The organism is Geodermatophilus bullaregiensis (assembly GCF_016907675.1).
Classification (GTDB): Bacteria; Actinomycetota; Actinomycetes; order Mycobacteriales; family Geodermatophilaceae; genus Geodermatophilus; species Geodermatophilus bullaregiensis.
This window is the reverse complement of the sequence record NZ_JAFBCJ010000001.1, coordinates 1293773-1312560: the sequence shown is the minus strand read 5'-3', so window position 1 is coordinate 1312560 and position 18788 is coordinate 1293773. Positions and strand designations below refer to the sequence as shown.

Here is an 18788-nt window from a genome sequence, read left to right as displayed (position 1 = left end):
GGCTAGGGGTTGTCGGGGGTGTCGGCGCGGGTCTCCGGCTCGTCGGTCGGCGCCTCCGGCTTGTCGCCGGGGCCCACGTTCCCGGTGCCGCGCGGCTTGCCCGCCCCGGTGTCCTGGTCGGCGCCGCCGAAGGGGTTGCGCGGGACCTCGAGGCCCACGGGGTCGCGGCCCGGGTCGTCAGTAGCTTCGTCGCTGCTCGTGCTCACGGGTCCTCCTGGGGGATCGCTGCGGTCACCCCGGCCCTACCCGGTGGGCCCCCGGACGTGAACGCCGGGATGCGATCGCCGTCCAGCGGTGTTGTACGGCGCGTATGAGGACTGCACAGGTAAGTGAGATGACCGGGGACGGCGCACGTGCCACGCTGGACCCGATGACGACTGCACAGAACCGCGCCGTGCTCACGGACGCGCAGGACCGGGCCGAGCGAGCAGAGGGCACCCCGCGCCCCGCACCGGACGGTCAGTGGGACGACGACTCGACCGGCTCCTACGACCTCGAGGCCCGTGGCGCACTGCGCCGCGTGGCCGGGCTGTCGACCGAGCTCGCCGACATCAGCGAGGTCGAGTACCGGCAGCTGCGCCTCGAGCGGGTCGTGCTGGTCGGCGTCTGGACCGAGGGCACGCAGGCCGACGCCGACCGGTCGCTGGCCGAGCTCGCGGCCCTGGCCGAGACGGCCGGCTCCGAGGTGCTCGAGGCGGTCAGCCAGCGGCGCGACAAGCCCGACGCCGGCACCTACGTGGGCTCGGGCAAGGCGGGGGAGATCCGCGACATCGTGGCCGCCAGCGGTGCCGACACCGTGATCTGCGACGGCGAGCTGACCCCCGGCCAGCTCAACGCGCTGGAGAAGATCCTCAAGGTCAAGGTGGTCGACCGGACCGCGCTGATCCTCGACATCTTCGCCCAGCACGCCACCAGCCGGGAGGGCAAGGCCCAGGTCGAGCTCGCCCAGATGCAGTACATGCTGCCGCGGCTGCGCGGCTGGGGTGAGTCGCTGTCCCGGCAGGCCGGTGGCCGCGTCGCCGGTGGTGGCGGCATCGGTACCCGCGGTCCCGGTGAGACCAAGATCGAGACCGACCGGCGCCGCATCCGGTCGCGGGTGAGCAAGCTCCGCCGCGAGATCGCCGGCATGGCCACCGCCCGCGCCACGCAGCGCTCGGGCCGGGACCGCAACGCCGTCCCCAGCGTGGCGATCGCCGGGTACACCAACGCCGGCAAGTCCAGCCTGCTCAACCGGCTGACCGGCGCCGGCGTGCTGGTGGAGGACGCGCTGTTCGCCACCCTCGACCCGACGGTGCGCCGCGCGCAGTCGCCCGACGGCCGCGAGTACACCCTCACCGACACCGTCGGCTTCGTGCGGCACCTGCCGCACCAGCTGGTGGACGCGTTCCGGTCGACGCTCGAGGAGGTGGCCGGCGCGGACCTGCTGCTGCACGTCGTCGACGGCTCCGACCCCGACCCGCTCGGCCAGATCGACGCGGTGCACGTCGTCCTCCGGGAGATCGACGCGGCGGCGGTGTCCGAGCTGATCGTCGTCAACAAGGTCGACGCCATGACCGAGGACGACGTGCTGACACTGCGCCGCGCCCTGCCCGGCGCGGTGTGGGTCTCGGCCCGCACCGGTGAGGGCATCGAGACGCTGCGCGAGATCGTCGCCACCCGCCTGCCGCACCCGGACGTCGAGGTCGAGGTGCTCGTCCCCTACGACCGCGGTGACCTGGTGGCCCGCGTGCACCGGGACGGCGAGGTGCTCACCGAGCAGCACGAGGTGGCCGGCACCCGGCTGTCCGCCCGGGTCGACGGCGGCCTGGCCGCCGCGCTGGAGGCGTTCGCCGCACCCGTCGGCTGACCCGTCCCCTGCCCCCGCCGCCCGGGTGCCCGGCTCCCCGCCGGGCACCCGGGCGGCTCGCCGTCGGCCGCTCCGAGGTCACGGGCCGGTCACGGGCCGGTACCGTGACCGCGTGACCAGCGGCGTGGCGCGACGCCCGGCCGGCGCGCCGTCCGGCGACGAGCCGGGTGAGCACGCGGCCCCGTCCGGGCGCGTGGTGACGTCCGGCCGGCCGCCGTGGTGGCTGCTGCTGGGCGCCCTCCTCGTCGCCGTCGCCGTCACCGCCGACCTGCTCACCCGCGGCTACCTGGAGCGGGTGGACCTGCAGGTCTCCGAGGTGGTCAGCGGCTGGGACCTGCGGAACTCACCGGCCTACTGGCCGGTCTGGGTGGTCACCCAGATCGGGGGCCGCGGCACCATCCTGGCCGTGCTGGCCGTCCTGGTCGGCTGGTTGTGCGTTCGGCGGCGGACGCTGCTCCCGCTCGTGCGGGTCCTCGCCGCGCTGCTGCTGCTGACGGTCGTCGTCTACGCCGTCAAGTTCGGCACCGGGCGCACCGCACCGGCCTACCCCGGGTCGTTCTTCCACCGCGACGGGGCGTCCTACCCCTCCGGTCACGTGGCCAACGCCGTGCTCATGTGGGGCGTGGCCCGCTGGCAGGCGGTCGAGTACCGGCTCCGGCCCTGGTTGCAGCGCACCCTGTGGTGGCTCTCCGTCCTGGGGCCGGTGGCCACCGGTGTGGCCATGGTGTCGCTGGACTTCCACTGGGTCACCGACGCGGTGGTCGGCGCGGCCGTCGGACTGCTCCTGCTGGGCGTGGTTCGCGGACTCGACTCATCCGTGCTGTCACGCTGGGCACGTGTCCGAGCCGGCCGCCCACCGGCGCAGACCTGACGCGGGCGCCCGGTCCGTCCCCGGCCGGTGCGTCCGTGCGGTCGCCCTCGCCGGCGCCGCGCTCGGCCTGGCACTGGGAGCCGCGCCGCCCGCCGCCGCCGCCGAGGAGCCGGTCGCCCCGTCGACGCGCTGCCAGGTGACCGATCCGCGGCTGGCCGAGCTCTCCGGGCTGGTCGACGTCGGCGACCGCGTGCTGGCGATGGTCGACGGCGGCGACCAGGCGGCCGTGTACGTCCTCGACGGCGCCTGCCAGGTCGTCGACGTGGTCACCGCGCCGCTGGACCCCTACGACCCCGAGGACCTCGCCGTCGGTCCCGACGGCACCGTCTGGCTGGCCGACACCGGGGACAACAACGCCACCCGCGCCACTGTCGCGCTCCTCGCGCTGCGCCCCGACGGGACGACGGGGCTGTACCGGATGACCTTCCCCGACGGCCCGCACGACGCCGAGGCACTGCTGCTGGCGCCCGACGGCACGCCGTACGTGGTCACCAAGGAGGTGCTCGGCGCCAGTCACGTCTACCGGCCGGCGACGGCGCTGGTCGACGGCGGGACGGTCGGGCTGGCCGACGTCGGCACGGTGACCGTCACGCTCACCGGCACGCCCGGGGGCCCGGTGGGGCGCGCCGGCCAGCTGCTGGTGACCGGCGGGGCGGTCGCCCGTGACGGCAGCCGGCTCGCGCTGCGGACCTACACCGACGCCTACGTCTGGCCGCTGGCCGGCTCCGACGTCCCGGGCGCGCTGGCCGGCGAGCCGGTCCGCGTCGCCCTGCCGGCCGCGCCGCAGGGGGAGGCGGTCAGCTTCACCGCGGACGGCAGCGCCCTGCTCGTGGCCGGCGAGGGCGTCCCCGGCGACGTCACGCTGGTCCCCGTCCCCGCCACCACGGCACCGTCGTCTGCGGCGGCCCCCGCCGACCCGTCGCTGCCGGAGCTGCTCTCCGACGGCAGCAGCGGCGTCTCGCCGGTCACCGCCGGGCTGGTCGCCGCGGCCGTCGCGACCGCGCTGGTCTGGATCGGGGGGCGGCTGCTCCGGCGGCGCCCCGCGGCCGGCCCACCCCGGAACGGCTGACGGCCGCCCCGCAGGCGCGGGACGGCCGTCGGACCGGAGCGGCCGTGAGGGCGCCAGCGGTGGTCAGACGCGGCGCAGCACCGTGACGACCCGGCCGAGGACGGTCGCCTCGTCGCCCGGGATCGGCTCGTAGGCGGGGTTGTGCGGCAGCAGCCACACGTGCCCGTCGCGCCGCTTGTAGGTCTTCACCGTGGCCTCGCCGTCGAGCATGGCGGCGACGATCTCGCCGTTCTCCGCGGTGGGCTGCTGGCGCACGACCACCCAGTCGCCGTCGCAGATGGCCGCGTCGACCATCGAGTCGCCGGCGACGCGCAGCATGAACAGCGTGCCCTCGCCGACCAGCTCGCGGGGCAGCGGGAAGACGTCCTCCACCGCCTGCTCGGCGAGCACCGGGCCACCGGCGGCGATCCGGCCGACCAGCGGCACGTAGGTGGGTGCGCCGGCGTCGGCCGCGGCGGCCGGCGCCGCGGGTGCACCGGCCTCGCCGGGCGTCTCGCCGGGGAGCCGGACGTCGAGCGCGCGGGGGCGGTTGGGGTCGCGCCGCAACCAGCCCTTCTTCTGCAGCACCGAGAGCTGGTGGGCGACCGACGACGCGGAGGACAGGCCGACGGCCTCGCCGATCTCGCGCACCGAGGGCGGGTAGCCGCGCCGCTCGATCGAGTCGCGGATGACCTCGAGCACCCGGCGCTGCCGCTGGGTGAGACCGTCGCCGGCCTCCGTGCGGTCGGGGAAGGTGCGCACCGCGCCGGCCTGGTCGCCCGCGGCCGGGGTCTCCGTCGTCGCGCCGGCCTTCGCGCCGCGCCGGGTCGCCGTCCCACCGGTCCGCGTGCGCTGGCCGGTCCCGCTCGTGCCCGCCACGTCTCCTCCTCGCCGACTGTGCCGCCACAGCCCTCGTGTCCTGCCCCTCCGCCCGGGGTGCCCGGTCCGGCCGCCGTCCCGTGCGGGATCCGCAGCCGGCCGTGACCCCCACGACGTCCGGAGACGACGGCGGACGGGTGCTGATCGGACGGTAGCGCCTCGGCGCCGGTACTTCAAACGTGTGTTCGAAACCGCCGGGGACGTGTCGGGTCGCCCCTGTCGGAGGCGTGCGGTAGGAATCGCAGTGGCGTTCGGTCGAACACGTGTTCGACCAGGTGGGTCCGAGGAGGAGGAGGAGTGGTCATGGGGAGCGTGCGGCAGGACGTGCTGCAGTTCGACGCGACGGTCCAGGTCCCGTGGCGGCCGTTGCTCGGAGCGGGAGCCGGTGGGGGTGCGGCGGCTCCCGATCGCCCTGCGTGGCCGGTGGAGCGGGCTGCCCTGCCGGGCTCCGGTCCGCGGGTCGCGGCGCACCTGCGCCCGGTCCCCGACCGGCCGGCCACCGCCGAGGCGCGCACCGGCGGGGCCGGCGCCGGACCGTCCGCCGAGGCGCCGCGCACCCGCCGCGACCCGGCCCGCCCGAGTGGGCGCCCGCTGCGCTCCCGGACCACCGCGGGCGCGGTCCGCGGCGGGTGCGCGCCGGCGCCGTCCGCCGTGCGGCTGACCCGCCGGGGCCGCCGCCTGCTCACCGCGCTCGCCCTGGGCGCGGCGGTCGCCCTGGGCTCGTGGGTCTCGCCGTTGCTCCCCGGCGGCGACGGCGGGCTGCGGCTGGCGGGGGAGAGCAGCGTCGTGGTCGAGCCGGGTGACACGGTCTGGTCGATCGCGGGGGAGGTCACCGGCGACGGGCAGGACGTGCGGGTCGTGGTCGACGCCATCGAGGAGCTCAACGACCTCGAGGACTCGGTGGTCGTGCCCGGCCAGGTCCTCCAGCTGCCGTGAGCACGGGCGCGACCCGCGGGGGCGCACCCGGCGTGCACGCCGCGCCCCGGCCCCGTCCCGGCAGACTTGGACGAGGCTGCCGCGTCCGGTTCGTCAACCCTCCGGGCGAGGTCGCTCACGGACCGGAGCCGTTCCGGCGCATACGGTCGGGGGCGTGTCAGCAGCCGTGAACAGCCGGGCCGCAGTCGCCTTCCGCTCGCCGCAGGACGTCGAGGTCCTGGTGGACGGTGCCTGGGTCCCCGGTGCCATGCTGGGCTGGCGGCACGACGAGACCGGTGGCTGCCAGGCGCAGGTCCGGTGGCGCGACGGGGCCGACGGGGAGACGACCTGGGTCGACCTCGCGGCCGTGCGGCTGCCGGAGCGGCACCTCTCCCTCGCCTCCGCAGAGGCGCCGGCCGCACCGCCGGCGGCCCACACCGGCGGGCAGGGATCCGCGGCGCGACCCGACGCGACAGTGGTCATGACCGCCGTCACGCCGGCCCGCCGTGCCTTCCGCGCCGCCCGCCGCCACGGCGCCGACGGCACCGCCGAGCAGTCCGCCGTCGGCCCCGCCGGCGCCGGCCGGCACCGTGCGCCCGCCGACGCCGGCCGCCACCGCGCCCTCACCGCCGAGACGCCCGCGATCGCCCTCGGCGCACCGGCCCACACCCCCGCCGCTGCTGCCGACGCCGCCGGTGAGCCCGACCTGCTGACCCGCCCGATCCGCCTCGACGACCTGGCCTCACACCCGCGGCCCGGCCGTCCGGCCGTCCGCCCCTCCGTCTGAGCCGTCCGGTCCCGCGTCCCCGTCGGGCGCCCCTGGACCGCGCTCCGGGCCCCGGCGCGTCCTCCGAGCCTCCGTCACAGGGGACCCGTCGGCGTCGGTGCGACGGGCCTCCGGCCTCGGTCCGGTGCCCGTCCGGTCGCGCCCATACCCCTGCCCCGGCCCGTTCCGCACGCCGACACGCGCGGCGTCCCGGCGTGTCGTGTGACGGGTGGGAAGCGTGCTCGCGCCTGGTCACCAGTGGGTCACGACCGCGTCTCGGCGGAAGAGACACGCCCGCATCCGGCTTGCAGATGTAGTGGGGCCCGGCCTAGGGTCCCCCTACATCTAGTAGTTGCACCGCCGGGAGTTCTCCACAGGCCCGTCCTCAGGACCTCCCCCGGGCATCCACCGGATGTCCCCAGCGGGGTCCACAGACGGACGCCGGGGGGTGACCAGCGGCCGCCGGCACCAGCCGCCGGGACCGGGACACCGGTCACCGACGCCGGGCCGTCCGCGGAGGGAGGTGAACCGCAGTGCGCTGCCCGTTCTGCCACAACCCCGACAGCCGGGTGATCGACTCGCGCGAGGCCGACGAGGGGGCCACCACCCGCCGTCGCCGCTCGTGCCCGGCCTGCGGTCGCCGCTTCACCACCGTGGAGGAGGCGGTCCTCGCCGTCGTCAAGCGCAGTGGCGTCAGCGAGCCGTTCAACCGGGCCAAGGTCGTCGCCGGTGTCCGCCGGGCCTGCCAGGGCCGGCCGGTCGACGAGGACCAGCTGCAGCAGCTCGCCCAGCAGGTGGAGGACGCCATCCGCGCCAGCGGGGCGGCCGAGGTCCCCAGCCACGAGGTGGGGCTGGCCATCCTGCGGCCGCTGCGGGAGCTCGACGAGGTGGCCTACCTCCGCTTCGCCAGCGTCTACCGCGCCTTCACCTCGCTCGAGGACTTCGAGAAGGCGATCACCGAGCTGCGGGCCCGCCACCTCGCCGGCGGCACCCCGCCGCTGCCCGGGATGCAGCTCGACCCACCGGCGCCCCGGCGCCGCGGCGGCGGGCGCGCGCAGCCCGCGGCCGACCGCACGCCGTCCCCCTGACCGCCGTCCTCCGACCGACCGTCGTCCCGACCCGCCGGCACCCACGAAACGTCAGTACCGACCGATAGAACGGTCGCGGCTCTTCCCCAGCCGCCGACCACCACACGAGGGAGAGCTCCGTGACCGAGACCGAGGACCGCTTGACAGGCCGCACGCGTCGCGCCACCGCCAAGGCGCCGACCCGGGGGAAGGGCCTGAAGGTCAAGCGCGTCTACACCACCGCCGGGGTGCACCCCTACGACGAGGTGACCTGGGAGCGGCGCGACGTCGTCATGACCAACTGGCGTGACGGCTCGGTCAACTTCGAGCAGCGCGGCGTCGAGTTCCCCGCCGAGTGGAGCATCAACGCCACCAACATCGTCACCACGAAGTACTTCCGCGGCGCCGTCGGCACCCCGCAGCGCGAGACCAGCCTGCGCCAGCTCATCGACCGGGTGGTGCTCACCTACGGCGCGGCCGGCCGCGAGCACGGCTACTTCGCCAGCGAGGGCGACGCCGAGATCTTCGAGCACGAGCTCGCCTGGATGCTGCTGCACCAGGTGTTCAGCTTCAACAGCCCCGTGTGGTTCAACGTCGGCACCAGCGCGCCGCAGCAGGTCAGCGCCTGCTTCATCCTCGCCGTCGACGACACGATGGACTCGATCCTCAACTGGTACCGCGAGGAGGGGCTGATCTTCAAGGGCGGCTCCGGCGCCGGCCTCAACCTCTCCCGCATCCGCTCGTCGAAGGAGCTGCTGTCCTCCGGCGGCACCGCCTCGGGCCCGGTCAGCTTCATGCGCGGCGCCGACGCCTCCGCCGGGACGATCAAGTCCGGTGGCGCCACCCGCCGCGCGGCCAAGATGGTCGTCCTCGACATCGACCACCCCGACATCGAGGAGTTCATCGAGACCAAGGCGCGCGAGGAGGACAAGATCCGCGCGCTGCGCGACGCCGGGTACGACATGGACCTCGGCGGCCGGGACATCACCAGCGTCCAGTACCAGAACGCCAACAACTCCGTCCGCGTCTCCGACGAGTTCATGCGCGCGGTCGAGGACGGCAGCGGCTTCGCGCTGCGCGGCCGCCTGGACGGCTCGGTGATCGAGACCGTCGACGCCAAGGACCTGTTCCGCAAGGTCACCAAGGCCGCCTGGGAGTGCGCCGACCCCGGCATCCAGTACGACGACACGATCAACGACTGGCACACCAACCCCGAGACCGGGCGGATCAACGCGTCCAACCCGTGCTCGGAGTACATGAGCCTGGACAACAGCTCGTGCAACCTGGCGTCGCTGAACCTCATGAAGTTCCTGAAGGACGACGGGACCTTCGACGCCAAGACCTTCGTCAAGGCCGTCGAGCTGGTCATCACGGCGATGGACATCTCCATCTGCTTCGCCGACTTCCCGACCGAGCCGATCGGTGAGACCACCCGCGCCTACCGGCAGCTGGGCATCGGCTACGCCAACCTCGGCGCGCTGCTCATGGCCACCGGCCACGCCTACGACTCGCGCGGTGGCCAGACGCTGGCCGCGGCGATCACCTCGCTGATGACCGGCACCGCCTACCGGCGCTCGGCCGAGCTGGCCGGCATCGTCGGCGCCTACGAGGGCTTCGCCCGCAACGCCGACGCCCACGCCCGGGTCATGCGCAAGCACGCCGCGGCCAACGACGCCATCCGCCCGGTCGGTGCCGACGACGCCGACGTGCTGCGGGTCGCCACCGCCCAGTGGCAGGAGTGCCTGGAGATCGGTGCCGACAACGGCTGGCGCAACGCGCAGGCCTCGGTGCTGGCCCCCACCGGGACCATCGGCTTCATGATGGACTGCGACACGACCGGCATCGAGCCGGACTTCTCGCTGGTCAAGTACAAGAAGCTGGTCGGCGGCGGGTCCATGCAGATCGTCAACCAGACGGTCCCGCGGGCGCTGAAGAGCCTGGGCTACCAGGACGAGCAGGTCGAGGCGATCGTCGAGTTCATCGCCGAGCACGGCCACGTCGTCGACGCCCCGAGCCTGCGCCCGGAGCACTACGAGGTCTTCGACTGCGCGATGGGCGAGCGGGCCATCTCCCCGATGGGCCACGTCCGGATGATGGCCGCGGTGCAGCCGTTCATCTCCGGCGCGATCAGCAAGACGGTCAACATGCCGGAGACGGCGACCGTCGAGGACGTCGAGAACATCTACTTCCAGGGCTGGAAGCTCGGCCTCAAGGCGCTGGCGATCTACCGCGACAACTGCAAGGTCGGCCAGCCGCTGTCCGACGCCAAGGCCAAGACCAAGAAGGCGGACTCCCCGGTCGAGGCCGCCGCGCCGGTCACCACGACGTCGCACCCGGTGCGCCGCCGGCTGCCCAAGAAGCGGCAGAGCATGACGACGTCGTTCAGCGTCGCCGGCGCCGAGGGCTACATGACCGCCGGGATGTACGAGGACGGCAGCCTCGGCGAGGTGTTCCTCAAGCTCGGCAAGCAGGGCTCGACCCTGGCCGGTGTCATGGACGCCTTCTCGATCGGCATCTCGATCGCGCTGCAGCACGGTGTGCCGCTGGAGACCTACATCCAGAAGTTCACCAACATGCGCTTCGAGCCGGCCGGCATGACCGACGACCCGGACATCCGGATCGCCCAGTCGGTGATGGACTACATCTTCCGTCGCCTGGCGCTGGACCACCTGCCGGTCGAGACCCGCGCCACCCTCGGCATCTTCACCGCCGAGGAGCGCGCGGCGCAGGTGGCGGGCTACGGCACCTCCGCGTCGACGGCCGCCGTCGTCGAGGAGGAGGAGGTCGACGTCGAGGCGCTGCGCAGCTCGGTGCCCACCGAGGGCCCGGCCAAGCCCGAGGTGGCCGACAAGCCGGTCAAGGAGGCCCACTCCTCGGCCGAGCTGTTCGAGCTGGTCACCGGGACCGCCACCGACGCGCCGCTGTGCATGACCTGCGGCACGAAGATGCGCCCGGCCGGCAGCTGCTACGTCTGCGAGGGCTGCGGCTCCACCAGCGGCTGCAGCTGATGACGGCTCTCACGAGTGGTGCACGGCGCTGTCGCGAACAGTGCACGCATTATCGGCAATCGTGCAGGGCCTGTCACGGGTAGTGCGCAGCAACGGCTGGCGAGAAGGCCCGTGACGTGACTGAGGGGCGAGGCTCATGACGGCCTCGCCCCTCAGTCACGTCACGCCGGCACCTCCCGTGCGTCGAAGCCGGGGAGCGCCACGGCGTGGCCGAGCAGCTCGGTGGTCAGGTCCGGTGGGTGGGCTGGCCGCGGGCGGCGCGCAGGAGGTGCGCCCGGTCGCGCCGTCTGCCGGTGCGGTGGCGGGCGTCGATGCACTGCAGCAGCACCTCGTCGGCCTCGGCGAGCAGCGGGTGCCAGGCGTGCAGGGTGCTCAGCCAGCTCCGCGCCGGTCCGCGGTCGAACCGGGCGGTCCGACCGCGGACCCGGCCGCGCACGCCCGGCACCCGGCCCGCGGCGGCGGGCAGATCGCTGCCGACGAGCACCAGCGTCCACTCCGGCGCGGTCTCCTCGAGGTCGATCAGCCGGTCCGGGCTGCGCCGCTGGGCGCGGTGGGCCTCCTCGACGACCACGACCGAGGAGTGCTCGGTCAGCAGCTCGCCCAGGTCGTCGGCGAGGGCGGCGCACCGCCAGCGGGATGCCGCACCACCCCCATGCGGCGCGGACCGGACCCCGCACGAACCCGCCGGCGTGGGCCGCTGTCCCGTTCCGGACGCTGCCGGGCCAGATCGTCGGCCAGCGTCTGGACAGCACGTCCTGGCGGCGGTGGACTACCAGTCCGCACAGGAGGCGCCATGACCGCGGAGCACGTCGCCGAGCCCGCCCGCGCCGGTGTGCGCGGCGCCGCGGACTCCTTCGGATCCCCTCACGCCGCCAGCGGCATCCGGAGCTGAGACTCCACGCTCACCGACAGGAGGACGTCCCGTGGACACCTTCTCCACCGACCTCACCGGCCTGCCCGAGGCCACGCGGCCCGAGCTGCTCGAGCTCGGCGACGGCGAGGAACTGCGGCTGCGCCCCGCTCCCGTGGCCAAGCGGCTGGGCGACAGCACGGTGCGGATGCTCGGCTACAACGGCTCGATCCCCGGCCCCACGCTGAAGGTCCGGCAGGGCTCGGAGATCGTCGTGCACGTCACCAACGGCACCGACCTGGACACCACGGTGCACTGGCACGGGCTTCGCCTGGAGAACCGCTACGACGGCGTGCCGCACGAGACGCAGGCACCGATCCCGCCGGGCGGGGAGTTCACCTACCGCATCCAGTTCCCCGATCCGGGCCTGTACTGGTACCACCCGCACATCCGCGAGGACGTCACCCAGGAGCTGGGCCTCTACGGCAGCATCCTGGTCGAGCCGACCGGGCCGGACTACTGGCCGCCGGCGCACCGCGACCTGGTGCTGACCCTCGACGACCTGCTGCTCGAGGACGGCCTGATCGCCCCGTTCAGCCGCACCGGGACCAACTACGCGGCGATGGGCCGCTACGGCAACGTGATGCTCACCGGCGGCGAGACGGCCCCGGCCTTCACCGCGTGGACCGGCGAGGTGGTGCGGCTGTGGCTGATCGGCACCGCCAACAGCCGCGTGTTCCGGGTCGCCGTGCCCGGAGCCCGGATGAAGCTGGTCGGCGGGGACAGCGGCCGGGTGGAGCACGAGGAGTTCGTCGACGACGTGGTGCTCGCCCCGTCGGAGCGGGCGGTGGTCGACGTGCTGTTCGACCGGGCGGGGGAGTTCGCGCTGGAGCACCGCACCCCGAAGCGCACCTACCGGCTGGCGGCGATCACCGTCACCGGTGAGGTCGCCGAGCCGCCGCTGGCCGAGCAGTTCGAGGTGCTGCGCACCGCGCCGGAGCTGGTGGCCGAGCGTGCGCAACTGGAGACGTGGCTGGCCGCGCCGCCGGACGAGGTCCTCGCCATCGTCGCGGAGATGGACGACCCTGCCGCACCTCCGGCCGGACCGGCGAGCTACGCCTGCCCCATGCACCCCGAGGTGGTCAGCGACCAGCCCGGGCGCTGCCCGAGGTGCGGGATGAAGCTGATGGCGACCGCCCCGGCCGGCGCCGTCGCCGGCCACGACACGGGTCACGACACGGGCCACAGCGCCGCCCTCCCGGAGACGTCAGCGACGGGCCCCGGCGCCGCGCACGCGCACCACCACGGTTCGTCCACCGCCGACGGGATCGAGTGGGAGGACGAGATGGCCGAGACGAACCGGGCCACCACCGCGGAGACGACGCGCTGGAAGCTGTTGGACCGCACCGCCGGCCGCGACGGGCTGCCGGTGGACTGGCGGTTCACCGCCGGGCAGCGGGTCAAGCTCCGGCTGGTCAACGAGATGGACTCCGACCACCCGATGCACCACCCGTTCCACATCCACGGCGCCGGCCGCTTCCTCGTGCTGGCCCGGGACGGGACACCCGAGCCGAACCTGGTGTGGAAGGACACCGTGCTCATCCCGACCGGGCAGACCGTCGACATCCTCCTCGACGTCACCAACCCCGGCCTGTGGATGGCGCACTGCCACATCGCCGAGCACATGCACTCGGGGATGATGTTCAGCTTCACCGTGGACCGAGCGGCGACCTCGTGACCGCCCCGGTCGAGCCGTACGACGTCGTGGTCGTCGGTGGCGGGCAGGCCGGCCTGGCCGCCGCCTGGCACCTGCGGCGGCGAGGGATGCGGTTCCTGGTCCTGGAGGCCGCGGCGGAGCTCGGGCACACCTGGCGCACGCGGTGGGAGTCGCTGCGGCTGTTCACCCCGGCCGAGCACGACGCACTGCCCGGCCGGCCGTTCCCGGCGCCGGCGGGCACCCACCCGGGCAGGGAGGCGGTCGTCGACTACCTGCGCGACCACGCCGCCGCCTTCGACCTGCCGGTGGCGCTGGGCGCGCGGGTCACCGGGCTGCGGCGCACCGACGCCGGGTTCCGGCTCCGCACCGCCGACCAGGAGTTCGCTGCCCGTCAGGTGATCGTGGCCACCGGACCGTTCCAGACGCCGTTCGTCCCGCCGCTGGCCGCCGGGCTGGACGCGTCGGTGACCCAGCTGCACAGCTCCGCCTACCGCAGCCCCGGCGCGCTGCCCGGGGGGCCCGCACTGGTGGTCGGCGGCGGCAACTCCGGCTTCCAGATCGCCGAGGAGCTGGCCGCCACCCGGCCGGTGGATCTGTCGGTCGGCTCGGCCTACCCAGCCCTGCCGCAGCGGCTGCTCGGCCGCGACCTGTTCTGGTGGCTGACCCGGCTGCGGCTGATGCGGGTCACCGCCGGCTCCCGGCTCGGCCGCCGGGTGCAGTCCCGCGGCGAGTTCCTCATCGGCAGCAGCCGGCGCGGGCTGCAGCGGGCCGGCGTCCGGTTCCGGCCGCGGCTGGTCGAGGTCGCCGGTCGCACGGCGCGGTTCGCCGACGGCAGCAGCGGGGAGGTGGGTGTCGTCGTCTGGGCGACCGGCTACCGGCCCGACCACTCCTGGATCGACGTCCGGGCGTGCTGCGCGACGGCCGCGTCGTCCATCGCCGTGGCGTCACCGACGTCCCCGGGCTGTGTACGTCCTCGGTCTGTCCTGGCAGCACACCCGTGGCTCGGCGCTGCTGGGCTTCGTCGCCGACGACGCCGCCCACGTCGTCGCCCACGTCGTCGCCCACGTGGCTCGCACGGCCGCCGCGAGGAGCCGCGCCCACGTACCCGAACCGCGCGGTGCGGCCGAGGCGCAGGCGGCACCGGACCCCGTGCGGGACTGACCCCAGAGCACCGGAGGGAGACCGCCGTGCCCGGCAACGAGAAGGTCCTCGCGTTCCCGATCTACCCCGGCGTGACGCCGCTGGACCTCATCGGCCCGCTCACCGCGCTCAAGGTCCCCGGCATCCGGGGCGCGCGGTACCGCACCGTCGTGGTCGGCGAGCGCGCCGAACCACTGGCCACCGACACGCCGCTGCGGCTGCTGCCGGTCGCCACCTTCGCCGACGTGCCGAACCCGTGGGCGGTGATCGTGCCCGGCGGCGGCGCGGCCACCCTCGCCGCGACGGAGGACGGGCCGCTGCTGTCCTACGTCGGCTCGGCCGCCGTCGGGGCGGAGGTGGTGGGTTCCACCGGCAACGGAGCGCTCGTGCTGGCCGCGGCCGACCTGCTGCGCCGCAGGCGGGCGGCCGTCCACTGGGCCTACCGGGAGCCCCTGGAGGAGCTGGGCGCCATCCCCGCCGCCGACCGGTGGCTGGCCGACGGCCGGCTGCACACCGCCGCCGGCGGCACGGCCGGCATGGACATGACGCTGCCCCTGCTGGCCCGGTTGCGAGGCAAGGCCATCGCCCGGCTGGGCCAGTTGACCTGGGAGTACGACCCGCAGCCCCCGTTCGGTCGGGTCGGGCCGGATCCCTCCGACGACGAGCTCGCCCGGATGCTGCGCGACCCCGGCGGCGCGCCCACCGCCGATCCGGGCACGGGCGACGAGCGGCTCATCGCCTTCGTGCTCTACCCGGGGCTGACCGTGCTGGACCTGGTCGGCCCGCTGCAGGTGCTGACCATGCTGCAGCGGCTCGCGCCGGGTTACCGCACCGTGACCGTGTGGGCCCGCCGCGAGCCGGTGCCCACCGACGCCGGTGTGCCGGTGATCCCCGACCGGACGTTCGAGGAGGTCCCGCACCCGGCGATCGTGCTCGTGCCCGGCGGCGCGATGCCCACCATCCGCGCGATGAGCGACCCGCTGGTCCGCGACTACGTGCGCGCCACAGCTGCGTCCGCGGACCTGGTCACGTCGGTGTGCACCGGCTCGCTGATCCTCGGCGCCGTCGGGCTCCTGGAGGGGCGCGACGCCACGACGAACTGGTTCTACTCCGGGGTCCTCGAGGACCTGGGCGCCGCGTACCACCAGCGCAGGTGGGTCGAGGACGGCAACCTGATCATGTCCGCCGGCGTCTCCGCCGGCATCGACATGGCCCTGCACCTCGCGGCCCGCCTGACCGACGAGGCCACCGCCCGCCGGGTGCAACGGGCCATCGACTACGACCCGCAACCGCCCTGGGGCGGCATCGACTACGCCCACATCCCGCGCTTGCCCCGCGCAGTGCGCGGCGCGATCGGGTTGACCGCGCCGGTCGTCACCGCACGCGCCAAGCGGCTGACCCGTGCCGGACGCTGACCTCCGCGTCCGAGCCGACGACCGTGGATCGTCCCGTCCTGCCGGACCCTCCGCGATCGACCGGGACCAGGGATGAGGGCGTGACCGCCCCTGAGCGTGCCCCGGACGCGCAGCGCCGCACCGCGACGGCCGTCGGTGCGCGCGGCCTGCGCACACCGATCACCTGGGGGGTGGTCCGGGGCTGTCTGCAGGCGGCGTCACCGCTGGCCTTCTCCTGGCTCGATGACGCCACCGTCCACGCGTTGGGGCTCGTCCTGATCGCTGTGGTCTCCATCGGGTTCGGCGTGGCCGACGGGCGGGGCAGGGTCATCGCCGTCGACGTCGTCGCCGCCCTCATCGCCGCCGGGATCGTGGCCGACGTCCACCTCGGCTGGTGAGCAGCCGGTGGGGTCGGGGCTGCTGAGGACGTGGCGCTGGTCGACTCCCTGCCGTTCGAGCGCATCGAGGACGCCGTCGTGCTCCGGGCGTCCCGGCCACGCGGCGACGCCCCGCCCGGTCAGGGCAGCCGCGCGAGCAGTGCCCGGGCGAACGCCTCGGCGGCCGGTGCCACCGGCTCGTGCGTCGCCGCGGCGCGCAGCCAGTTCGCCAGGGGCGCGGCCAGCGCGGGGGAGAGGGTCGCGATCCACGCACCGGTCCGGGCCCGCGCCTCGGCCACGTGCTCGGTGCTCCCGTCGGGGAGGTGCGCGACCACCTCGGGGCGGGTCGCCAGCAGTCCGCCGGCCCGCCAGTCGCCGGGGGTCGTCCGGGCGGCGAGCGCGTCCAGCCGGTCGGCCGCCGTCCGCAGCATCTGCTCGGGGTCCACGGCCGGAGATGGTGCCCGACACGGAGTCCGGCCCACGCCCCGTCCCGGCCGTGGCACGCCGGCCTCTCGACAGGCCACGGCGGGCCTGCGACCGTGCTGGCGACCGGGCAGCGCGGAGGGGGATCCCCATGGCGTCGGCGGCGGCGGAGACGTCCGGGCAGGTCGACCGCTGGGCCGGGCTCGACCTCGCGCGGGTGGTCGTCGTCGGCGGCCTGATCCCGTTCCACGCCGCGCTGGTCTTCGACGCGACCGACGACTTCTACGTGAAGAGCGACCGCACCGCCGACCTGGTGCCGTTCGCCGCCCCGGTGGTCGTGGCGGCGATGCCCCTGCTCTTCCTGGTCGCCGGGATCGGTGCGTGGCACTCCTGGTCGGCCCGGGGCACCGGTGCGTACCTGCTCCGGAGGGTGCGTCGGCTGCTCGTGCCGCTGGTGGCCGGCACGGTGCTGCTCGTCCCGCTGCCGGTCTGGCTCCGGCTGCGCGCGGACCCCGGGTACACCGAGTCCTACGCCGCCTTCTGGCCCCGCTTCTTCCGCGTCCGGTGGGACTGGACGGAGTTCCCGTTCGTCCTCCGGCCCGCCGCCGACGGCCGGGGCTTCGAGACCGGCCACCTGTGGTTCGTGTACCTGCTCCTCCTCTACTCGCTGGCCGTGCTGCCGCTCCTCCGGTGGCTGGGCTCCGCCGGCGGCGGGCGCGTGGTCGCTGCGCTGGCCGACTCGGCGGGGCGGCGGGGCGTGGTCCTGCTGCCCGCGGTCCTGCTGGGGGCCGTGGCCGCCGCACTCGGCCTCGACGAGGGGATCGCTGCGGGGACCACCCTCGGCTACCTCCTCTTCTTCGCGGCCGGTGCCGTCCTGGCGGCCGACCCGCGCTTCCGCGAGGTGCTCCGCCGCGACGCGGGCCTCGCGGCCGTGGTGGCGGTCGGGCTCGTGGTGGTCGCCGGCGCGGCCCTCCTGCTCGGCGGCGAGGGCGACCTCCTGCTCGGCCGCGATCCGCTCCACCTCGCCGGGAGGGCGGCGTTCGGTGCGGCGGGGTGGTGCGCGGTCGTGGCGATCGTCGGCGGGCTGGCCCGGTGGCGACCGTCCTCGGGCGGTGCGGGGCCCGCCGGCGCACGGGGTGGCCGGGTCGTCCGGTACGCCGCTCCGGCGGTGCTGGCCTGGTACGTGCTGCACCAGCCGGTCGTCGTCGCGGTCGCCTACCTCGTCGTCGGCAGCCCGCTGCACCCCGTGCTGGAGTACCTGCTCGTCTGCGCCGTGTCCGCCGTCCTCACGCTGCTCGCGTACGACCTGCTGGTCCGCCGGACCGCGCTGACCCGGGCGCTGTTCGCCGGGACCTGAGCCCGGCCGGAGGGAGGAGGATCTGCCCGCCCTGCCCCGGGATGTCGTCAGCAGTGGAGCTCGTGGTCGAGCCGCGGTGCCGGCGCTATCTGGGCCGAGGACGGTCCCTCTCGACGCCGCGGATCCCGTGTCAGGGTGGGCGGGTGCGGATCCTGGTCACCGGCAGCTCGGGACACCTCGGTGAGGCGCTGGTGCGGGAGCTGCGGGCCACGGGGGACGACGCCGTCGGCCTGGACGTGCTCCCGTCGGAGTGGACCGACGTCGTCGCGTCGGTCACCGACCGGGCCGCCGTGCGCGCGGCGCTGGCCGGTGCCGACGCCGTCCTGCACACCGCGACGCTGCACAAGCCGCACGTCGGCTCGCACGACCGGCAGGCGTTCGTCGACACCAACGTGACCGGCACGCTGACCGTGCTCGAGGAGGCGGTGGCCGCCGGCGTCGGCCGGTTCGTGTACACGAGCACGACCAGCGCGTTCGGGCGCGCGCTGGTCCCCGCACCCGGGGAGCCGGCCGCCTGGATCACCGAGGCGGTGCCCCCGCGGGTGCGCAACGTCTACGGCGCCACCAAGGTCGCCGCCGAGGACCTCTGCGAGCTCGTCGCCCGCGACGCCGGGCTCCCCGTGGTCGTCCTGCGCACGTCGCGCTTCTTCCCCGAGGGCGACGACGCCGACGACGTCCGCACCGCCTACGCCGACGACAACGCCAAGGTCAACGAGCTGCTGTACCGGCGCGTGGACCTCGCCGACGTCGTCTCCGCCCACCGCGCCGCCCTCGACCGGGCGCCCGCGCTCGGTTTCGGCCGGTACGTCGTCAGCGCCACCACGCCGTTCCGGCAGGACGACCTCGCCGAACTGCGCACCGACGCCCCGGCCGTCGTCGCCCGGCTGTTCCCCGACTCCGTCGGGCTCTACCGGCAGCTCGGCTGGCGCGTGTTCCCCGACATCGACCGGGTGTACGTCAACGACGCCGCCCGCGCCGACCTCGGGTGGACACCGGAGTACGACTTCCGCCGGGCCCTCGACCTGCTCGCCGAGGGCCGGCCGCCGCGCAGCGAGCTGGCCGCGGCCGTCGGCGCCAAGGGCTACCACCCGGTCAGCACCGGGCCGTACACCTCGCGGTGACCCGGGCGT

The 18788-nt window shown here is 74.9% G+C and carries 16 protein-coding genes; 12 read left to right on the top strand and 4 right to left on the bottom strand.

Annotated elements, in window-relative coordinates; genetic code table 11:
• Window positions 1-2: 2 nt before the first annotated feature.
• On the bottom strand, window positions 3-206 hold the full coding sequence (locus JOD57_RS06060; protein WP_204691066.1) for a hypothetical protein: 204 nt from the start codon (window positions 204-206) through the stop codon (window positions 3-5).
• A 164-nt stretch (window positions 207-370) separates the two neighbouring features.
• On the opposite strand from JOD57_RS06060, the gene hflX reads away from it, so the two are divergent.
• The 3 genes from hflX to JOD57_RS06045 all read left to right on the top strand — a co-directional run bounded on the left by hflX (window position 371) and on the right by JOD57_RS06045 (window position 3786).
• A complete protein-coding gene (gene hflX, locus JOD57_RS06055; protein ID WP_204691065.1) occupies window positions 371-1846 on the top strand; it encodes a GTPase HflX in 1476 nt (491 codons plus the stop codon).
• A 112-nt stretch (window positions 1847-1958) separates the two neighbouring features.
• Window positions 1959-2717: a phosphatase PAP2 family protein gene (locus JOD57_RS06050; protein ID WP_307824504.1), complete on the top strand. Its 759-nt coding sequence runs from the start codon at window positions 1959-1961 to the stop codon at window positions 2715-2717.
• Window positions 2683-3786: a hypothetical protein gene (locus JOD57_RS06045; protein WP_307824503.1), complete on the top strand. Its 1104-nt coding sequence runs from the start codon at window positions 2683-2685 to the stop codon at window positions 3784-3786. Before JOD57_RS06050 ends, JOD57_RS06045 begins: the two co-directional genes overlap by 35 nt.
• Before the next feature lie 63 nt (window positions 3787-3849).
• Here the strand turns inward: JOD57_RS06045 and lexA are convergent, their stop codons facing one another.
• Window positions 3850-4644 carry a transcriptional repressor LexA gene (gene lexA / locus JOD57_RS06040; protein WP_204691064.1) on the bottom strand — a complete coding sequence of 265 codons (795 nt, stop codon included), beginning with the start codon at window positions 4642-4644 and terminating at the stop codon, window positions 3850-3852.
• A 303-nt stretch (window positions 4645-4947) separates the two neighbouring features.
• Here lexA and JOD57_RS06035 point away from each other — a divergent pair, with 303 nt between their 5' ends.
• The 4 genes from JOD57_RS06035 (at window position 4948) to JOD57_RS06020 (ending at window position 10400) form a co-directional block, all read left to right on the top strand.
• Window positions 4948-5580: a LysM peptidoglycan-binding domain-containing protein gene (locus JOD57_RS06035; protein WP_204691063.1), complete on the top strand. Its 633-nt coding sequence runs from the start codon at window positions 4948-4950 to the stop codon at window positions 5578-5580.
• A 154-nt stretch (window positions 5581-5734) separates the two neighbouring features.
• On the top strand, window positions 5735-6346 hold the full coding sequence (locus tag JOD57_RS06030) for a hypothetical protein (RefSeq protein WP_204691062.1): 612 nt from the start codon (window positions 5735-5737) through the stop codon (window positions 6344-6346).
• 512 nt (window positions 6347-6858) lie between these two features.
• Window positions 6859-7413 (top strand): transcriptional regulator NrdR, encoded by a 555-nt coding sequence (gene nrdR / locus JOD57_RS06025; RefSeq protein ID WP_204691061.1) that lies wholly within the window; start codon window positions 6859-6861, stop codon window positions 7411-7413.
• Between the two features lie 119 nt (window positions 7414-7532).
• The gene (locus tag JOD57_RS06020; protein WP_204691060.1) at window positions 7533-10400 is read left to right on the top strand and encodes a vitamin B12-dependent ribonucleotide reductase; all 2868 of its coding nucleotides are present in this window, start codon (window positions 7533-7535) and stop codon (window positions 10398-10400) included.
• Window positions 10401-10626: 226 nt separating this feature from the next.
• Here JOD57_RS06020 and JOD57_RS06015 read toward each other — a convergent pair whose 3' ends face one another.
• Window positions 10627-10971: a hypothetical protein gene (locus JOD57_RS06015; protein ID WP_204691059.1), complete on the bottom strand. Its 345-nt coding sequence runs from the start codon at window positions 10969-10971 to the stop codon at window positions 10627-10629.
• 352 nt (window positions 10972-11323) lie between these two features.
• Between JOD57_RS06015 and JOD57_RS06010 the strand changes: the two genes are divergently transcribed.
• From JOD57_RS06010 to JOD57_RS06000, 3 genes are all read left to right on the top strand, one after another.
• A complete protein-coding gene (locus JOD57_RS06010) occupies window positions 11324-12988 on the top strand; it encodes a multicopper oxidase domain-containing protein (protein ID WP_204691058.1) in 1665 nt (554 codons plus the stop codon).
• Entirely contained in the window at window positions 12985-15522 is a 2538-nt protein-coding gene (locus tag JOD57_RS06005) for an FAD-dependent oxidoreductase (protein ID WP_204691057.1), read from the top strand. The genes JOD57_RS06010 and JOD57_RS06005 overlap by 4 nt, the downstream gene beginning before the upstream one ends.
• Window positions 15523-15602: 80 nt before the next feature.
• Window positions 15603-15899, top strand: coding sequence for a hypothetical protein (locus JOD57_RS06000; protein WP_204691056.1), 297 nt, complete (start codon window positions 15603-15605; stop codon window positions 15897-15899).
• Between the two features lie 119 nt (window positions 15900-16018).
• On the opposite strand, the gene JOD57_RS05995 is transcribed toward JOD57_RS06000, so the two are convergent.
• On the bottom strand, window positions 16019-16324 hold the full coding sequence (locus tag JOD57_RS05995; protein WP_204691055.1) for a hypothetical protein: 306 nt from the start codon (window positions 16322-16324) through the stop codon (window positions 16019-16021).
• A gap of 128 nt (window positions 16325-16452) precedes the next feature.
• Between JOD57_RS05995 and JOD57_RS05990 the strand changes: the two genes are divergently transcribed.
• Window positions 16453-17658, top strand: a complete 1206-nt coding sequence (locus JOD57_RS05990; RefSeq protein ID WP_204691054.1) for an acyltransferase family protein — start codon at window positions 16453-16455, stop codon at window positions 17656-17658.
• A gap of 143 nt (window positions 17659-17801) precedes the next feature.
• Entirely contained in the window at window positions 17802-18779 is a 978-nt protein-coding gene (locus JOD57_RS05985; protein ID WP_204691053.1) for an NAD-dependent epimerase/dehydratase family protein, read from the top strand.
• The last annotated feature ends 9 nt before the right edge of the window (window positions 18780-18788 follow it).